We start from the raw sequence: 15,166 nt of genomic DNA on the forward strand, positions 1-15,166 counted from the left end.
TGAGAATGGGCGCGAAGCGTCCTTCGCGTGTACGTTTACGTCATCACCTCAGGCAACTTCTGTTGCCGAACCGCACGGACCTCCCCCACATCACCCGGAAAATCGGAATGAAACTCGCCCGGACCTTCCTGGCCGCCCTGGCCGTCACCGCCCTCGCCGCCTGTAGCTCGGACCCGGTGGGCGTCGCGGACCGCCAGCCCCGCACTCCCGCGCACCGTGACATCACCCCGAGCGATCCGGGCGTGGACCCGAACGCGGGCCTCACGGACGGCGGAACCGGGCTGACCAACTGCGTGACGCTCGAAGTCGTGGTGAACGGCGTGCTCACCGCCACCGTCACCTGTGACGGCCGCGGCCCCCAGATCGGCACCGGGACCTGAGCTGGCCCATCCCAGCGCCGTAGATCCCCCGCCTCGCGCATATGGCCGAGGCGGGGGATCTTCGCATCTGGGCCCGCGTTCTCCTCCGCGAAGGGAAAGCGCAGGCAGCCGGATGATACCGAGCCGCAGAGCTCCGTTCCGGAGATGAACCGCAACCGCCAGAATCGGTGAGGTCTGCCGCCACGCGGTTCCGGAGCGATGCTCGGCGCTGCGGTATGAAAGACGAACTACCCGCCGGGCACCAGATGCCCGGCGGGTAGTCGTTCTCGGTCTTCAGGCCGCGACCGCCGCCTCGAGCGAGCGCACCATCTCGCCGGCCAGCCAGTCGGCCGCCTGCGCGCCGCTGCTCGGCTGCCGCTGCGAAGCCACCGCCGCCTGCGAGCTGCGGCCGCTCTGCACGTGCTCCAGGAGCGCTTCCGCGCCCATGCGGTACTTGGCCTCGCCGCGCTCCTTGGCCACCCGCAGCGCCTGCTGCGCGGCCTGCTCGGCGCGGTCCCACTCGCCCAGGCTGGCCGCGCCCTGGCCCAGCTCGAGCAGCGCGCCGGCCTGCACAGTGATGGTGTCGGGGTCCTTGGCCATGCGCGTCACCTCGACCCACGACTTGCGGAAGAGATCGCGCTGGCCCGTGCCGCCGGCGGCGCGGGCGATGTGCGACAGCACCGTCATGCGCAGCGGCGGCGTGGCGAAGTGAGGCAGCAGCGCCTCGAACACCGGGATCACCCGCGCGAAGTCGCCCTGGTCCATCCAGAAGTACGCCACGTCGTGCGCCAGCGTGGGCAGCAGGTCGTGCTGCGGGCCGTACGCCTTGAACGCCTGCTTGGCGTACTGCTCCGCCTGGTCGTTGCGGCCCGTCTCGGTCGCGATGATGAACAGCTCGTGCAGCGCCTTGCCCTGCACGTGCCGCAGGCCCTTGCGGCGGGCGGCGCGCAGCGCCTTCACGTGCATGCGCTGGGCGGCGGGCAGGTTGCCGCGCTCGCGCAGCATGTTGCCCAGCGAGATGTAGGCCTGCGAGTACGACGTCCAGTCGCCACTCTGGCGGCCGATCATCACCGCGTGGCGGAACCAGGTCTCGGCGCGGGGAGCCTCGCCGCGGCGGCGGGCCAGCTTGCCCACCGCGTACGCGAACGCCGCGTTCATGGGCGCCGAGAGCGCCGCCGCCTGCCGGAAGGCGAGCGCGGTCGCCTGCGCGCCCTCGCGGTCGGCCCACGTGCCGATGGCGGCGCAGGCTTCGGCCACGGCCTCGCCGTGCCCGGCGCCCGGCGAGCCGATCATGCGGCCCACGGTGACCAGCGAGTCCACGATCTGCGCGGGCACCTGCGCCTCGAGCAGCTCGGCCAGGCGCTTACGGCCCGCCTCGGGCGAGAACATCTTCCCGCGCTCCTCGGGCTCGGACGAGGCCCACAGCATCACGTTGCGGTACGACTGCCAGAGCAGTATCCCCGCGTCGCCGCCGACCTCGCGGAGGATGTCCATGCCCTCCAGCGTCTCGGAGCCGCGCGTGAGCGGGGGCGGTGTGCGCCACCGGCGGGGTGCGCGTGCGGGCGGAGCCTTGGGGCGGGGGGCTTTCATCGAGTTGCTCCTTGCAAGATGTCGGGAAAGTGTCCCGATCGTAGAAGTCATATTGTATACTATATGCAGGGAGGGGCGTAAACGCCACATTTTCCTGCAAACACCCGGTGACTCCGGGTGCCGACCGGTTGTGCCCAAGTGAACGGCGGGACGGGTCGCCGCCCCGTGGCGGCCGCATGCCGGTGCCTGGTGTCCACTGGATACACTAATGCCGTGGGGTTGTTTCCGGAAGCGGACGCTTTTCGTCCACCTCCGGCGGTGCGGTAGTTTGCACATCCCGCGCCGCCGTGTAGCGTATGTCCAACTTTCCACCACGCCTGTCCACCGTCGCGTAGCCGCCGTGCTCCAGCGCGCCGAAAAGGATCTCCTCTCCCATAGGCCGCAGCACCTCTTCCTGCACCAGGCGGGCAAGGGGCCGTGCACCGTTCTTCGGGTCCAGCCCGCCTTGGGCCAGCCACGCGCGGGCGGCCGGGGTCACCTCCAGCTCCACTCCCTTGGCGGCCAAACGGACGGCGAGCGCCGCTACCGTCCGGTCCACGATGCGCTCCATCACGGCCAAGGTGAGTGGTGCGAAGGGGATGCGCGCGTCCAGCCGGTTGCGGAACTCGGGCGAGAAGGTCTTCTCGTACGCCCGCTCGTCCTCGCCGCCCGCTTCTCCGCCTCCAAAACCCGCGCGGCGGCGCGCCATCTCCTCGGCGCCCACGTTGCTGGTCATCACCAGGACGACGTTGCGGAAGTCGGCCTGCTTGCCGTTGGCGTCCGTGAGACGGCCGTAGTCCATCACCTGCAGCAGGACGTTGAAGACGTCGGGGTGCGCCTTCTCGATCTCGTCCAGCAGCAGCACGGCGTGGGGGGTGCGCGCCACCGCGTCGGTGAGCAGGCCCGCCTGCTCGAAGCCCACGTAGCCCGGCGGCGCCCCGATGAGGCGCGAGACGGTGTGGCTCTCCATGTACTCGCTCATGTCGAAGCGGATGAGCGTGATGCCCATCGCCTCGGCCAGGCTGCGCGCGACCTCGGTCTTGCCTACGCCGGTGGGGCCGGTGAAGAGGAACGAGCCCACCGGCTTCTCCGGGTCGCGCAGCCCGGCGCGGGAGAGCTTGATCGCCGAGACCACCCGCTCCACCGCGGCGTCCTGCCCGAAGACGCGCCGCTTCAGCTCCGCCTCCAGCCCGCGGAGCCTTTCACGGTCACTTCCCGCCACCGTCTTTGGCGGGATCCGTGCCATGGTCGCGAGGATGCGCTCGACCGTCTGCTCGTCCACCTCCGGCGGCTCGGCGGCGCCCACTGAGCGCAGGCGGACTTCCGCGCCGGCCTCGTCCAGCAGGTCGATCGCCTTGTCGGGGAGCCGTTTCTCGTGCAGATGGCGGGCGGCGAGCTCGGCGGCCGCGCGGATGGCGCCTTCGGTGTAGCGTACGCCGTGGAACGCCTCGTACCGGGGCCGCAGCCCGTCCAGAATGCGCACGGTGTCCGGAATCGAGGCTTCGGGCACCTCCACCTTCTGGAAGCGGCGGGCGAGCGCGCGGTCCTTCTCGAAGTGCGACCGGAGCTCCTCCCACGTGGTCGATCCGATGCAGCGCAAGCCCGCAGCGAGCGCCGGCTTGAGGAGATTGGAGGCGTCCACGCTGCCGCCGCTGGTGGTGCCGGCGCCCACGAGGGTGTGGATCTCGTCCACGAAGAGGATGGCGTGGGGGTGGGCGGCGAGCTCGGCCAGCACGGCCTTCAGGCGCTCCTCGAAGTCGCCGCGGTACCGCGTGCCCGCCAGCAGCGCGCCAAGATCGAGCGCGAAGATCTCCGCATCCCGCAACGGTTCGGGCACTTCGCCCGCGTGGATCCGGAGGGCCAGCCCTTCCACCAGCGCGGTCTTGCCCACACCCGGGTCGCCCACGAAGAGCGGGTTGTTCTTGCGGCGCCGCGCCAGCACGTGCACGGCCCGGGCGATCTCCGCCTCACGGCCGATCAGCGGGTCCACGCGCCCCGCGGCGGCCATCTCGTTGAGCGACACGGCGAAACGGGCCAGCGCGCTGTCTCCGTCCGCCACGTCCGGCTGGTCGTCGTCCGCGTGCACGCGCGGGGGGCGAGGAGCGTCGGCGGCGGCGTGGGCGGTGCCGTGGGAGATGTAGCGCAGCACGGCCAGGCGGCTCATCCCCTGCTCCTCCATGAAGTGCACCGCGAACGCGTCGGCCTCGCCCCACAGAGACGCCAGGACGTGGGCGCCCGTCACCTCGTCCTTCCCGGAGCGGAGCACGTGCAGCGCGGCCTCGTGCACCACCCGGCGGAAGGCCAGCGTCGGCGAGGCTTCATCGACCGCGTGCGATGCGGGCGGCACCTCGTCGCGGAGGAAGCGGTCCAAGCGCGCCCGCAGAGCCTCGGGGTCGCCGCCGGCGCCGCGCACGGCCTGGAGCGCGGCGTCGTCGTGAAGAAGAGCGAAGAGCAGGTGCTCCAGCCCGGCCAGACGGTGGCCGCGGCGTGCGGCTTCCATGACGGCCAGCCGCAGGGTGATCTCCAGGTCCGGGCGCACTGCGGGGGTGGACATGCGGCTATTCGGGCTCGGTCGTGACCAGCAGGGGGTAGCCCTGCGCCTGCGCGGCCTCGGTGGCCTCGGCGGCCAGGGTCTCGGCCACGTCGCGCGTGTAGGTGCCCGCCACGCCGGTGCCTGCGTGGTGCACCTCCAGCATCACGCGCATGGCCTCGGTCTCGGTCTTCCCGAAGACGGTGACCAGCACGTCGACCACGAACTCCATGGTCGTGTAGTCGTCGTTGTGCAGCACCACGTGGTGGCGGCGCGGGGTGCGGGCGGATGGCCGCTCGGCCACGTCCACGCCCTCCTGGCGCTCGGTCTCGCGCTCGCGGCTCACGCGCCTGCGGGGGCTGCGGGCGTCTTCGGGCGCCGGACCTTATTGCGGGGCACGGCCTGGGGAAAGCACGGGGGATGCGGTGCGGGCGGCAAGGCCCGCGTGTGCGGAGTTGTTCCACGCAGATTGGCCGCGTCTCCGCCGGAGCGCAAGGGCCTTGGTGCATCACCAGCCCTTCGAAGCCGATTCGTTGGACGTCCGCACATCTTCAACCCACCGTATTTCACTTTCGATGCGCGTCACGCCCGCCACGCATCCTCGCATCCGCGTCGAAGTCCCCGGACGACCGTCGTCCAGATGCGCGGGGGGACGACCGGATGGCCGGCGATCCGCATCCTCTGACGCAATGGACGGCCGGCAACGTCGTTTCCGCATCTACCGATCCCCATCTGCTCATCCAGCGGCTTGTCGTCGAGTACATCTACCGAGGCATCCCGCACGGGCGATGCTACGACCTGCATCTACCGACCTTCGATCTACCGGTCGTAAAGCCAAGCAGACACTGGGAGTATCGACTATCGGCCGAACCCGACCGGGACCCCTGGTACGGGCGTTGCTAACCCGGAAGATGGACCCGCCCTCGCCCGTCCGCGCCTTCTCCGAGCCGCGGGACGGCGGGGGCTACGAGCTTCGCCAGGAGACCGAATGCCCACCGGCGCACCCGCCGTGACGATCCCCGAAGACCGCACCCAGGAGCACTCGCGAATCGCGCACGAGCTGCGGGTGCAGCGGTTCCTGCAGCCCGACGACGTGACGTGCGGGCCCACCTGCCTTCGCAAGGTCTACGACTTCTACGGGCTGGAGCTGGAGCTGGGCGAGGTGATGGGCGAGATCGAGCGCAACGAGGACGGCGGCACGCTGGCCGTCTACCTCGGCATCGCGGCGTGCAAGCGCGGCTTCCAGTCGCGCATCTACTCGTACGACCTGCGCATCTTCGACCCCACGTGGTTCGCCCTGCCGCGCGAGGCGCTCACCGAGAAGGTGCGCGCCCGCTTGCCGTTCCTGCGCACCGAGAAGGCGGGAGATGCGGCGCGGGCGTACCTGCGGTTCCTGGAGATGGGCGGCCAGATGGCCTTCGACGAGCTGACGCCGGGGCTGCTCAAGTCGATCCTGGACCGCGACCACCCCATCCTGGCCGGACTCTCCGCCACGTACCTGTACCGCATGATGCGCGAGCGGCACGACGAGCGCGACGACACGCTGGTGGACGACGACGTGCGCGGCAGCCCCACGGGGCACTTCGTGGTGATCACCGGCTACGAGCACTGGGGCCGCGCGTTCTCGCTGCGCGACCCGTCGGAGCACGTGCCGGTGGCCGAGCACGGGCGAGTGGTGGTGGATGCGCAGCGGCTCATCAACGCCATCCTGCTGGGCGACCTGACGTACGACGCGGTGCTGCTGGAGGTGTGGCGCGCTGACGGCTACGGCGGGCCGGAGGTGACGCGCGGCGCCTTCGCGGCCGGTGGCGAGGGGGCCGCGTGAGCCGACGCCGCGTGCTGGTGGTGGTGTCGGACCCGGCGGACGCGAGCGGCCTGCCGGGCGAGAGCGTCGTCCCGGCCGACCAGTATCTGGAAGGCGGCGCCGAGCTGGCAGACGGGCGCTGCGTGGTGGTGAACCTGTGCCGCTCGTTCCGCTACGGCAGCAAGGGCTACTACGTCTCCCTGCTGGCCGACGCGCGCGGCCAGCAGGTGATCCCGTCGGTCGAGACGAGCGAGGGGCTGGCGGAACCGTACGGGCGCTTCCGCGCGCTCCAGGAGGCGGGGGTCGCCACCATCGACGCGGCGGAGATGAACGTGCGCCGCCGCGCCCTGGGCTTCCCGGCCGACGCGGAGGCGGAACCAGTGCTGGAGGAAGATGCGGAGCCGCCGCGCGCCTTCCCGCCCCCGCTGGCCCGCGACCCCGCCGCGCCCCAGGGTTGCCGGCCCGCACGCGAGGGCGAGTACGTGGAGACGCTGGTGTACATGGGCACGTGCGACGACGCGCGCTTCCGCCTGCCCGCGCTGGCCGTCTTCCGCGAGTGGCCCGCCCCCGTCCTGCGCCTCCAGCTGCTGCACGAGGGCGACGAGTGGAAGGTGACGCAGGTCGCGGCCGTCCCTCCGCACCACCTGGACGCGGACGGGCGCGCCCGGCTTGCCCACGCGCTCACAAACGAGCAGCGCGTGCTTCGCCGCGGCCGCGCCGCGCCGCGCGAGACGGTGCGGGCCTCTATCGCCGTCCTGGTCGACCCCGCGGACCCGTTCAGCCCCTCGAGCCCCGAGACGATCGACCGGCTGGCGCGGGTGGCGGCGCGGCGGAACGTGCACGTGCACCGCATCTCCGCGGCCGACCTGCGCAAGCTGCCGGAATACGACGCGCTGTTCATCCGCGTGCTCACCGGCGTGAGCCTGCCCGCCTTCCAGTTCGCGCTGCGGGCCGAGGCGCTGGACATGCCCGTGGTGGACGACAGCCAGTCCATCATCCGCTGCGGCAACAAGGTGTTCCTGGAAGAGCTGCTGCGCCGCGGCGGCATCCCCACGCCGCGGACCCGCATCGCCACCGCGGCGACGCCGTGGGAGCAGGTGGCGGAGCTGGGCCTCCCGCTCGTCATCAAGCTCCCCGACGGCTCGTTCTCGTCGGCCGTGCACAAGGTGGCGTCGCGCCAGGATTACGAGGCGCGGGCGCGGGAGATGTTCCGCCGCTCGCCGCTCATCATCGCCCAGGAGTGGCTGCCCACGGAGTTCGACTGGCGGGTGACCGTTCTGGGCGGGAAGCTGCTCTTCGCCGCACGCTACTACATGGCGCGCGGCCACTGGCAGATCCGCAGCGAGGTGCAGGGCACGGAGCGCTACGGCCGCGTGGTCGCCGTGCCGCGCGAGAGCGCGCCCCGCGACGTGGTGGAGGTGGCGCTTCGGGCGGCCGGGCTCATCGGCGGCGGGCTCTACGGGGTCGATTTGAAGGAGACGCCCGACGGGCCGGTGGTGATCGAGATCAACGACAACCCCAACCTGGACGTGGGCTACGAGGACGGGGCCGACGGGAACGCCATCTACGAGGACCTGGTGGAGCACTTCGTGAGCCGCATCGAGGAGGGCGCCCCGGCGCGCAACGGCGCGGGGGAGCCGCCCACGTCCGCGGCCGAGACGCTGGCGAGCATCCGCCGCCCCATCCGCGTCCGCTCGTCGTCATCCACCGACCGCGCCTACAAGCCGTTCGAGGTGGCGGGGCTGGAGATGGAGTATCCGACCGTGGACCGCGACCTCAACGTGGTCTCGCTGGTCGAGCCGGCATTCCGGATACTCGCCGGGCGAGGGACGAGCGACGTGGACCTGGGCGCGGTGGGCTTCAGCAACGAGATCGCCGACCACGTGTTCGAGGTGAAGACGCTCCAGCCGGTCAAATCGTTGCGCGACGCGGAGGAGGCGATGGCCGAGGGCATCGGCCGCTTCAGCGCCGTCCTCCGCGACGAGTTCGACGCCCGGCTGATGCCTACGGGCATGCATCCCTGGTTCGATCCGAAGAAAGGGCGGCTGTGGACCCGCTCCGGGCTGCGCGTCTACACCACCTACGCGCGGCTCTTCGATCTGCGCACGCACGGGTGGATGAACGTGCACGCCACCCACCTGAACCTCCCGTTCGGCAGCGAGCGGGAGACGGTGGCGATGCACACGGCTGCAGCGCTGCTGATCCCCTATCTCCCCGCCCTCGCCGCCAGCTCGCCCATGTTCGATGGCGAGCTGCAGCCCTCGGTGGATGGCCGGCTGGCGTTCATCCTGGAGCACCAGGCGCGCATCCCCGAGAGCTGCGGCGACATCGTGCCGGAGTACGTGGAGAGCTTCGGAGACTACCGGCGCCGCATCTTCGCGCCCATGTACGCGGCGCTGGACCGGCTGCCGGACACGGGCGCCATCCGCCACGAGTTCTTCAACACGCGCGGGGCCATCCTCCGCTTCGCTCGGCAGGCGATGGAGATCCGCGTGCTGGACACGCAGGAGTGCGTGAAGATGGACGTGGCCGTGGGCGTCTTCGTCCGCTCCGCGCTGAAGCACCTCACGCAGCGCGTGCTGGACGGGAAGATCGCCATTCCCCCGCACGAAGTGCTGGTCGAAGACTTCCGCTCGTCCATCCGCGACGGCAGCGCCGCGTCGGTCCTCGCGCCCCACGTCGTCGGAGCCAGCGCGGGCGGGCAGGTGCCCGTGCGAGAGGTGCTGCACGCGCTGCTCGCGGGCGCGCGCAAGTCCGTCCGCCGCGACGAGGCGTCGTACCTGGACCTCGTCGCGCGCATGATCGACACGGGCACGCTCTCGGAGCGCATCCGCGCCGCGCTCCATCCCTTCGCCGACGCCGAGGACGAGGAGTTCACCGAAGCCGCCCGGCGCATCTACATCGAGCTGATGGACTGCCTGGAAGCCAACGAGCCCTGGGCCCGGCGGGGATTGTAGATCGCCGCTCCTGCACAACGGCTGAGCGTGAGGAACGCCCGGCTATGAACTGCGGTCATCCGGCGACGAGGTGTCGGATTCACCCGCTTACGCGAATCGATCCAACACCCCGTAGACACGAAAGCCCTCCCGACGCGTTGTCGGGGAGGGCTTTCGTGGTCTGCATCCGCGCATCAAGTCGCCGCGGGCGCTTTCTCGATCTCATCGCCGTTGGGGAGGATGGGGCGCTTGTTCTTGAGGTTGAAGCCGTAGCCTTCGGGAAGGACGTGGATGGTGGAGTCCGTGATGGCCAGCGTGGCGTCGTCGCCCACATTGGGCGCGTTGGTGTGCGTGACGCGGCCGTTAAAGACCATCACGGCGCCCGCGCCGATCACGGTGAACCGGTCGCCCGGCACGCAGTCGACGGCCGTGTTCTCGTCGATTCCGATGCCCAGCACTTGCGGGTTCTGCGCGAAGATGGTGAGCAGGCGGCTCACGCGGCCGCGCTGGTTGAAGTGCGTGTCCACCACCGTGTCGCGCCAGTAGCCCAGCCCCGGCGCCAGGTCCACGTCTCCCCGCCGCACCGTCCCCTCGTTCTTCCCCCCGATGAGCATGACGCTGCTCATGGCCGCCGCCCCCGCGCTGGTGCCTGCCACCACCAGCCCGTCGCCGTACAGCCGCTGGCGGATGTGCTCGCACATCGCGCTGCCGGCCATGAGAGCGGTGAGCCGGAGCTGGTCGCCGCCGGTGAAGAACACCGCCGTGGCACGCTCCACCGCGTCCACGATCTCCTGGGTGTTGGCCTGGTTGCGGTCGGTGATGGGGGCCCCGATCACCTCCGCCACGCCGATCTTCTCGAACAGCGCGCCGTAGGTGTCCACCTTCTCCTCGGGGCTCTCGGAAGGAGCAGAGCAGATGATGATGCGGGCGTTCTTGCCGCCGGCGATCTTAACCAGGTACGGCAGCACGTGCATGTCGTTCTCGTCGGGATCCTCCGCCCCCCCGATCACCAGCAGCCGCCCCGCCCGCCCCGTCTTCTTGTCGCCCATCTCTTCTCCGTTGGCTCGCATTGAGTCGTTTTCCCGCAGTCCAGGAGGCAGGGACGCCGCCGCCGGGAGCTCCGGCCAGGGCTTGTGCGTCCCCCGCGGTTCAGCCGACAGGGCCGGCGAACGGGTGCGCGGGCAGCCCGCGGGCTCCCGTGCGCAGGCGGAACAGGTCGCCCGCGTTCACGTGGCGCTCCAGCTCGTCCTGGCCCATGTCCACCGACGCGGTGGTCACGTACAGGTCCCGCAGCCCCGCGCCGCCGAACGCACAGCTCGTGGGAATGGGCACGGGTATGGAGATGCGCTCCCGCTCGCGCCCGTCCGGCCCGAAGCGGATCACGCAGCCTCCCTGCCACTGCGCCGACCACACGCAGCCTTCCTCGTCCACCGCCATCCCGTCGGGAAACGCGTCGCCGTCGTTCAGGTCCGCGAAGACCCGCCGGTTCGCGATCTCCCCGCGATCCATGTCGAAGTCGTAGGCGTAGATGATCTTCCGGGGCGAGTCCGCCAGGTAGAGCGTGCGGCCCTCGGGGCTCCACGCCGTCCCGTTGCAGACGCCGAATCCGCGTTCCACCGTCCGCACGCTCCCATCCGAATCGACGCGGAAGAGGCTCGCTCCGCCCTCCTCGTCAGGCGAGGTGGAGCCTACCCACAGGCGCCCCGCCGCGTCGCACTTGCCGTCGTTGAGCCGCTTCCGGCCTCCACCCGCGTCCAAGTCCGCGAACGGCTCCAGCGTTCCGGCCGCCGGGTCGAGCAGTGCCAGGCGGCTGCGCAGCGCCACGAGGACGCGCTCGCCCCGCGCCGGGATCACGCAGGCCGCAGTCTCGCTCACCTCCCAGTGGCGGTCCTCACCCGTCTCCGGGGTGAAGCGGTGGACCCGCTGGTTCAGCAGGTCCACCCACCACAGCACACCGTTCTCCGCGTCCCACGCGGGCCCCTCGCCCAGCCGGGCCCGCGCCTGGAGCACGTCCTCCACCTCCGCCCCGTCCCCCATCCCCGTCTTCTCCGTCACGCCGTCGTCCTCCCATCCTCCCCGCCGCCCGACCCGCTCCACTCGCTGCCTCGCGCGTGGAGCCTATCGTTCCGCCGTTGCCGCACCGCCGGCACGATCAGAGGTGCCGTCCTTCGTTCTCGCCGATCGTCGGGCGCGAGCCGGTGCCGCGGGTGCTGCCACGCGGCGCGTCGGCGCGGCGCGGCGAGCAGTCGATGTTGCGCATGGGCCGGAGCACCGGCTTCTCGCCGCGTTGCTGCGACTCGCGCATTCCGTTCCGTTCCGGGCTGGTGGGCGTGGGCATCGAGTCCTCCGGTTCGTTCCGTGTGGCCACCCGCGACGTGCGGGGTTCGCCGTGCCATTGAGCAGCACGCGTACCGCATGGCGTCACACGATTCGCCTCCGCGCATCTCTCCATACGCGCCCTGCGTGAGGTGTCGGGGAATCTCCCGACACGTCGTTCCATCTACCGCGAAACGCAAACGGGAGACGCACATGCGATCTCCCGAGGCGAATGGATGAAGTGCTTCCGAGCAGCGCGGGCGATGCGCGCATCGACATCTCCCGACAGATGCAGTTGCGGGAGATGCGCGGCGGTGGCGCGCTACGGCACCGGCTGCGACGTGCGGAGGATGGGGTACGCCGCGGCGCCCTTGAGCGCGTCGTCCAGCAGGTTCCAGTCGGCCAGGCCATCGTCCGAGCGCGGCTCCAGCAGCGTGAACGCCAGGCGGCCGAGTGGTTGATCTACCGGCACCACCAGCGTTCCCGCGGGCACGGTGCGCTGCGACTGCACGTACGCTCCGTAGATCGTACGCTCGCGGTGCCCCTGGAACGCGCGCTCCGGCACAGCGGTCGAGTCGATGCGGAACTCCTCCACCGGAAGCGTGACAGCTCGCGTCAGCCGCCGGAAGCGGATGCCGTGCGCCTCCAGCCGGTCGACGACGATGGAGAGCGAAGCGGGAACGAGGTACGCAGCCGGCGCGCGCTCCGTCTCCGTCGGCGCGAAGGTCCCGAACTCCGGCATCCGCTCGGGCCGGTGCACGTCCAGCCGGCGCAGCATGGGCTGGCCGGTGTACGGGTTCCGCAGCGTGTCCACCGCGCCCATCAGGATCTCCACCGGCGCCGCAGAGCGCTCGTGCGTTGCCCTCAGCGCCAGGCGCGACCCGACGACGGAGCGCCGGTCCGCCGCCTCGGTCGCGCGGCGAATCTCCGTGGCATGCGCGTGCGCCCAGTCCGCGATCTCCTCCACGAATCGCAGCGTCACGTCGATCCGCTGGTCGAACGGCAGGTACGCGTACGCCTCGCTCAGGATCGCGAAGCGGTTGCGCAGCCCCACGTAGTTGTTGCCGAAGCGCGGCCGGTGGTCGAAGGTGTACCAGCCGCGCCCCGCGCCCTCGTTCCCCTCCTCTTCCGACGGCACGTTGCCGTAGTAGTAGAAGTCCCACCCGTGCCCGCGCCGCAGGTCGGCGGTGATCGCCGGCAGCCACTCGCGCCGGAGGATGCGCACGATGGCGCTGGCGGTGTTGGGGTGCAGCGGCGGGGAGTAGGTGAGCTGGTACGCGTGGTAGCTGCCGTTGGTGGTGTGCAGGTCCACCGCCACGTGCGGGTCGTACTCGCGCAGCAGCAGCGCCAGCGAGCGCGCCTCGGGCGACTCCAGCTTCATGTGGTCGCGGTTCAGGTCCAGCCCCTGCGCGTTGGCGCGCGTGCCCATGCCGCCCACCGGCCCCCACTGGTGCGGCCGGTTGAGCAGCCCCACGCGCTCGTTCCCGTCCGCGTTGTAGATGGGTGCGATGAGCAGCACAAGCGAGTCCGCCCACGCCGCGTGCCGCCCCGCCGCCAGGTCGCGCAGCAGGACGAGCATCGCCTCCTTCCCCTCCACCTCGCCCGCGTGGATGTTGGCCTGAACGTAGATGCGCGTCTTCCCGCTCGCCATCACCGCCTGCGGGCTCGCGTCGCGCACGTTGCCGACGACGGCCAGCGGCAGCGGTCTTCCCTCCTGAGTGTAGCCGAACGTGGTGAGGTGGATGCGGCCCGGCGCGCGCCGCTGCACCTCGCGCATGAACGCCACCACCTCGTCGTAGCGGCTCGTCTCGCGGTACGCGCTCGCCTCCGCGCGCGTCCGCGGCACGTCCGTTTGCGCGCCCGCGGCGGATGCGGACGCACACGCGAGCGCCAGCGCAGCGGCGGCCGTCGAAACGCGATGGAGTCTGGTCATGGAGATCTGGGCGGTCGTCAACACATTCTGCGTCTCCAGCGAAAGTCCAGTTCCGGCACCGTCAGCACCTGCGTGGCGGGATCGAAGACGCACGCGCCCTCGAACAGGAACGCGCGCAGCTCCGGCATCTCGAACGCCAGCCGCGACACGCACACGCCGGCCACCACGTCCAGCCGGTCGTCGCTCTCCAGCGCCGCCAGCACGTCGGCGGTGCTCGGCCGGTCATCGTCCACCTTGTACGACGTGAGCACCAGCGCGCGGTCCACGCCGCACGCGTCCATCTCGCCCAGCAGCAGCGCGTGCCGCTCGGCCAGGCTGGCGGGCTCCTCGGCGGAGTACCGGTTCAGGTGCGTGTGGCAGTCTACGATCAAGGCGCTCGAGGTTTCGGGTTCGCCCACGCGGCGAGGCACGGAGCGTACCACCGGAGGGAGAGTTCCCGCCAATGGGAGGAGCAAGGACGTCCCGCGGCCAGTGATGGCCGCGGGTACACACGAGCGAATCCGGTTGAGCGATGACGGAGTTCGACAGCGCAGTCCGAACCGTGGCCGATACGCGTCAGACAGACGCACCGGTTCGGATGCATCGCTGCGCATCTCCCGAATCATCCCACTGTCCTCATCCGGATCACCGCGGATATCACCCGGCGGGCATCAAACGGGGCGCACCATCGGAAGGATCGCCGGACCACATCACCCGCGCGTGACGCGTCGCTGACTTCGTCGACGGAAATCCGAGTACGCGTCGGCGCCTGACGGACGCTGCGCAACGCGGCGGTCAGCGCATGGTGACGGTGATGCCGGCGGTGCCCTCGGCGACGAGGACGGCGGCGACGGAGCCGGGGCGAACGGCCACGCCCACGGGGCTCAGGGCGTCCACGCTGCCCCGCATGCGCACGGAGCGGCCGAGATCGCGGTTCAGCGCGCCGTCCACGTGCTCCCGCAGCTGGGCGACGCGCGGGGCGAGCGGGAAGCGCGCCGCCGCGACCATCTGCTCGCGCAGGCTGGGGTAGAGCAGCCACTTCGCGGCCGTCGCCAGCACGTCCTGCGTCTCCAGCGAGAAGTCCAGGTCCGGCACCGTCAGCACCTGCGTGGCGGGGTCGAAGACGGGCGTGCCCACGAAGTAGAGGGTGCCGCGCGCGTCGCCCCGCACGTCCACCGCCAGCACCAGCCGGCGGCCCTGCCCGGACAGGTGCGCCGCCGCGATCGTCACGCTCTGGCCGTGCGAGAACAGGCGCTTGCCCACGAGCTGGTCCGCCAGGATGCTGTCCGCCGCGGCATACGGGATGTCGGCCAGCAGCTGGATGCGAAAGCCGCGGCCGGGCGGCATGGGAATGCGCGGGGGAAGCGGCGTGGTGTCCGGCTCCGGGCGGTCGCCCACCACCACGCGCGGCATCATCACCAGCGCCACGTCGGCAGAGAGCGTGGTGCCGCTTCCCTGGGGCGCGGCGGCGCTGGCGGCGCGCGGGCGCAGGGTGAGCCAGACCCCGTCCGCCACGCGGATGGGCTGCTGGAGCGCGCGCCACACGCCGGCCACGCGGTCGTGGAGCTGCGCCGCCCGGCGGATGCGCTCGTCCACGCGCGGCGCGGCGCGTTCTAGCTCGGCCAGCACCTTGGCCTGCACGCGCTCGGTCACGTCCACACGCGCCGCAGCCACCACGCAGTGCACCCCGCTGCGGACGGGGCGCGCGGCCGTGTGCGGCGCCACCCGCCAGTCCGGCGT

Annotated in this window: 12 protein-coding genes; 3 read left to right on the forward strand and 9 right to left on the reverse strand. The window is 71.2% G+C overall.

The features are described from left to right. The first annotated feature begins 107 nt into the window (after window positions 1-107). A complete protein-coding gene (locus tag VFE05_08135) occupies window positions 108-380 on the forward strand; it encodes a hypothetical protein (GenBank protein ID HET6230022.1) in 273 nt (90 codons plus the stop codon). 273 nt (window positions 381-653) lie between these two features. Here the strand turns inward: VFE05_08135 and VFE05_08140 are convergent, their stop codons facing one another. From VFE05_08140 to VFE05_08150, 3 genes are all read right to left on the reverse strand, one after another. Then, window positions 654-1,949: a tetratricopeptide repeat protein gene (locus VFE05_08140; protein ID HET6230023.1), complete on the reverse strand. Its 1,296-nt coding sequence runs from the start codon at window positions 1,947-1,949 to the stop codon at window positions 654-656. Between the two features lie 205 nt (window positions 1,950-2,154). Further along, window positions 2,155-4,482, reverse strand: coding sequence for an AAA family ATPase (locus VFE05_08145; GenBank protein ID HET6230024.1), 2,328 nt, complete (start codon window positions 4,480-4,482; stop codon window positions 2,155-2,157). A 4-nt stretch (window positions 4,483-4,486) separates the two neighbouring features. Continuing rightward, window positions 4,487-4,804 carry an ATP-dependent Clp protease adaptor ClpS gene (locus VFE05_08150; GenBank protein HET6230025.1) on the reverse strand — a complete coding sequence of 106 codons (318 nt, stop codon included), beginning with the start codon at window positions 4,802-4,804 and terminating at the stop codon, window positions 4,487-4,489. Window positions 4,805-5,446: 642 nt separating this feature from the next. Between VFE05_08150 and VFE05_08155 the strand changes: the two genes are divergently transcribed. Further along, a complete protein-coding gene (locus VFE05_08155; GenBank protein ID HET6230026.1) occupies window positions 5,447-6,283 on the forward strand; it encodes a hypothetical protein in 837 nt (278 codons plus the stop codon). Beyond that, window positions 6,280-9,219, forward strand: coding sequence for a glutamate-cysteine ligase family protein (locus VFE05_08160; GenBank protein HET6230027.1), 2,940 nt, complete (start codon window positions 6,280-6,282; stop codon window positions 9,217-9,219). The genes VFE05_08155 and VFE05_08160 overlap by 4 nt, the downstream gene beginning before the upstream one ends. A 173-nt stretch (window positions 9,220-9,392) precedes the next feature. On the opposite strand, the gene VFE05_08165 is transcribed toward VFE05_08160, so the two are convergent. The 6 genes from VFE05_08165 to VFE05_08190 form a co-directional block, all read right to left on the reverse strand. Continuing rightward, window positions 9,393-10,247: a cyanophycinase gene (locus VFE05_08165; protein HET6230028.1), complete on the reverse strand. Its 855-nt coding sequence runs from the start codon at window positions 10,245-10,247 to the stop codon at window positions 9,393-9,395. Window positions 10,248-10,347: 100 nt separating this feature from the next. Continuing rightward, window positions 10,348-11,253: an SMP-30/gluconolactonase/LRE family protein gene (locus VFE05_08170; GenBank protein HET6230029.1), complete on the reverse strand. Its 906-nt coding sequence runs from the start codon at window positions 11,251-11,253 to the stop codon at window positions 10,348-10,350. 97 nt (window positions 11,254-11,350) lie between these two features. Beyond that, window positions 11,351-11,536 carry a hypothetical protein gene (locus tag VFE05_08175; GenBank protein HET6230030.1) on the reverse strand — a complete coding sequence of 62 codons (186 nt, stop codon included), beginning with the start codon at window positions 11,534-11,536 and terminating at the stop codon, window positions 11,351-11,353. 300 nt (window positions 11,537-11,836) lie between these two features. Further along, window positions 11,837-13,447, reverse strand: a complete 1,611-nt coding sequence (locus VFE05_08180; protein HET6230031.1) for a M14 family metallopeptidase — start codon at window positions 13,445-13,447, stop codon at window positions 11,837-11,839. Between the two features lie 17 nt (window positions 13,448-13,464). Continuing rightward, entirely contained in the window at window positions 13,465-13,818 is a 354-nt protein-coding gene (locus tag VFE05_08185; GenBank protein ID HET6230032.1) for a hypothetical protein, read from the reverse strand. Between the two features lie 403 nt (window positions 13,819-14,221). After that, a partial coding sequence (locus tag VFE05_08190; protein HET6230033.1) for a DUF4403 family protein occupies window positions 14,222-15,166 on the reverse strand: 945 nt, incomplete at its 5' end.

The organism is Longimicrobiaceae bacterium (assembly GCA_035696245.1).
Classification (GTDB): Bacteria; Gemmatimonadota; Gemmatimonadetes; order Longimicrobiales; family Longimicrobiaceae; genus DASRQW01.

What these genes read in the sequence shown, in the direction of transcription:
- VFE05_08175 (HET6230030.1), bottom strand. Translation starts at nt 11,536, where the DNA reads ATGCCCACGCCCACCAGCCCGGAACGGAACGGAATGCGCGAGTCGCAG.
- VFE05_08145 (HET6230024.1), bottom strand. Translation starts at nt 4,482, where the DNA reads ATGTCCACCCCCGCAGTGCGCCCGGACCTGGAGATCACCCTGCGGCTG.
- VFE05_08135 (HET6230022.1), top strand. Translation starts at nt 108, where the DNA reads ATGAAACTCGCCCGGACCTTCCTGGCCGCCCTGGCCGTCACCGCCCTC.
- VFE05_08140 (HET6230023.1), bottom strand. Translation starts at nt 1,949, where the DNA reads ATGAAAGCCCCCCGCCCCAAGGCTCCGCCCGCACGCGCACCCCGCCGG.
- VFE05_08165 (HET6230028.1), bottom strand. Translation starts at nt 10,247, where the DNA reads ATGGGCGACAAGAAGACGGGGCGGGCGGGGCGGCTGCTGGTGATCGGG.
- VFE05_08180 (HET6230031.1), bottom strand. Translation starts at nt 13,447, where the DNA reads ATGACCAGACTCCATCGCGTTTCGACGGCCGCCGCTGCGCTGGCGCTC.
- VFE05_08155 (HET6230026.1), top strand. Translation starts at nt 5,447, where the DNA reads ATGCCCACCGGCGCACCCGCCGTGACGATCCCCGAAGACCGCACCCAG.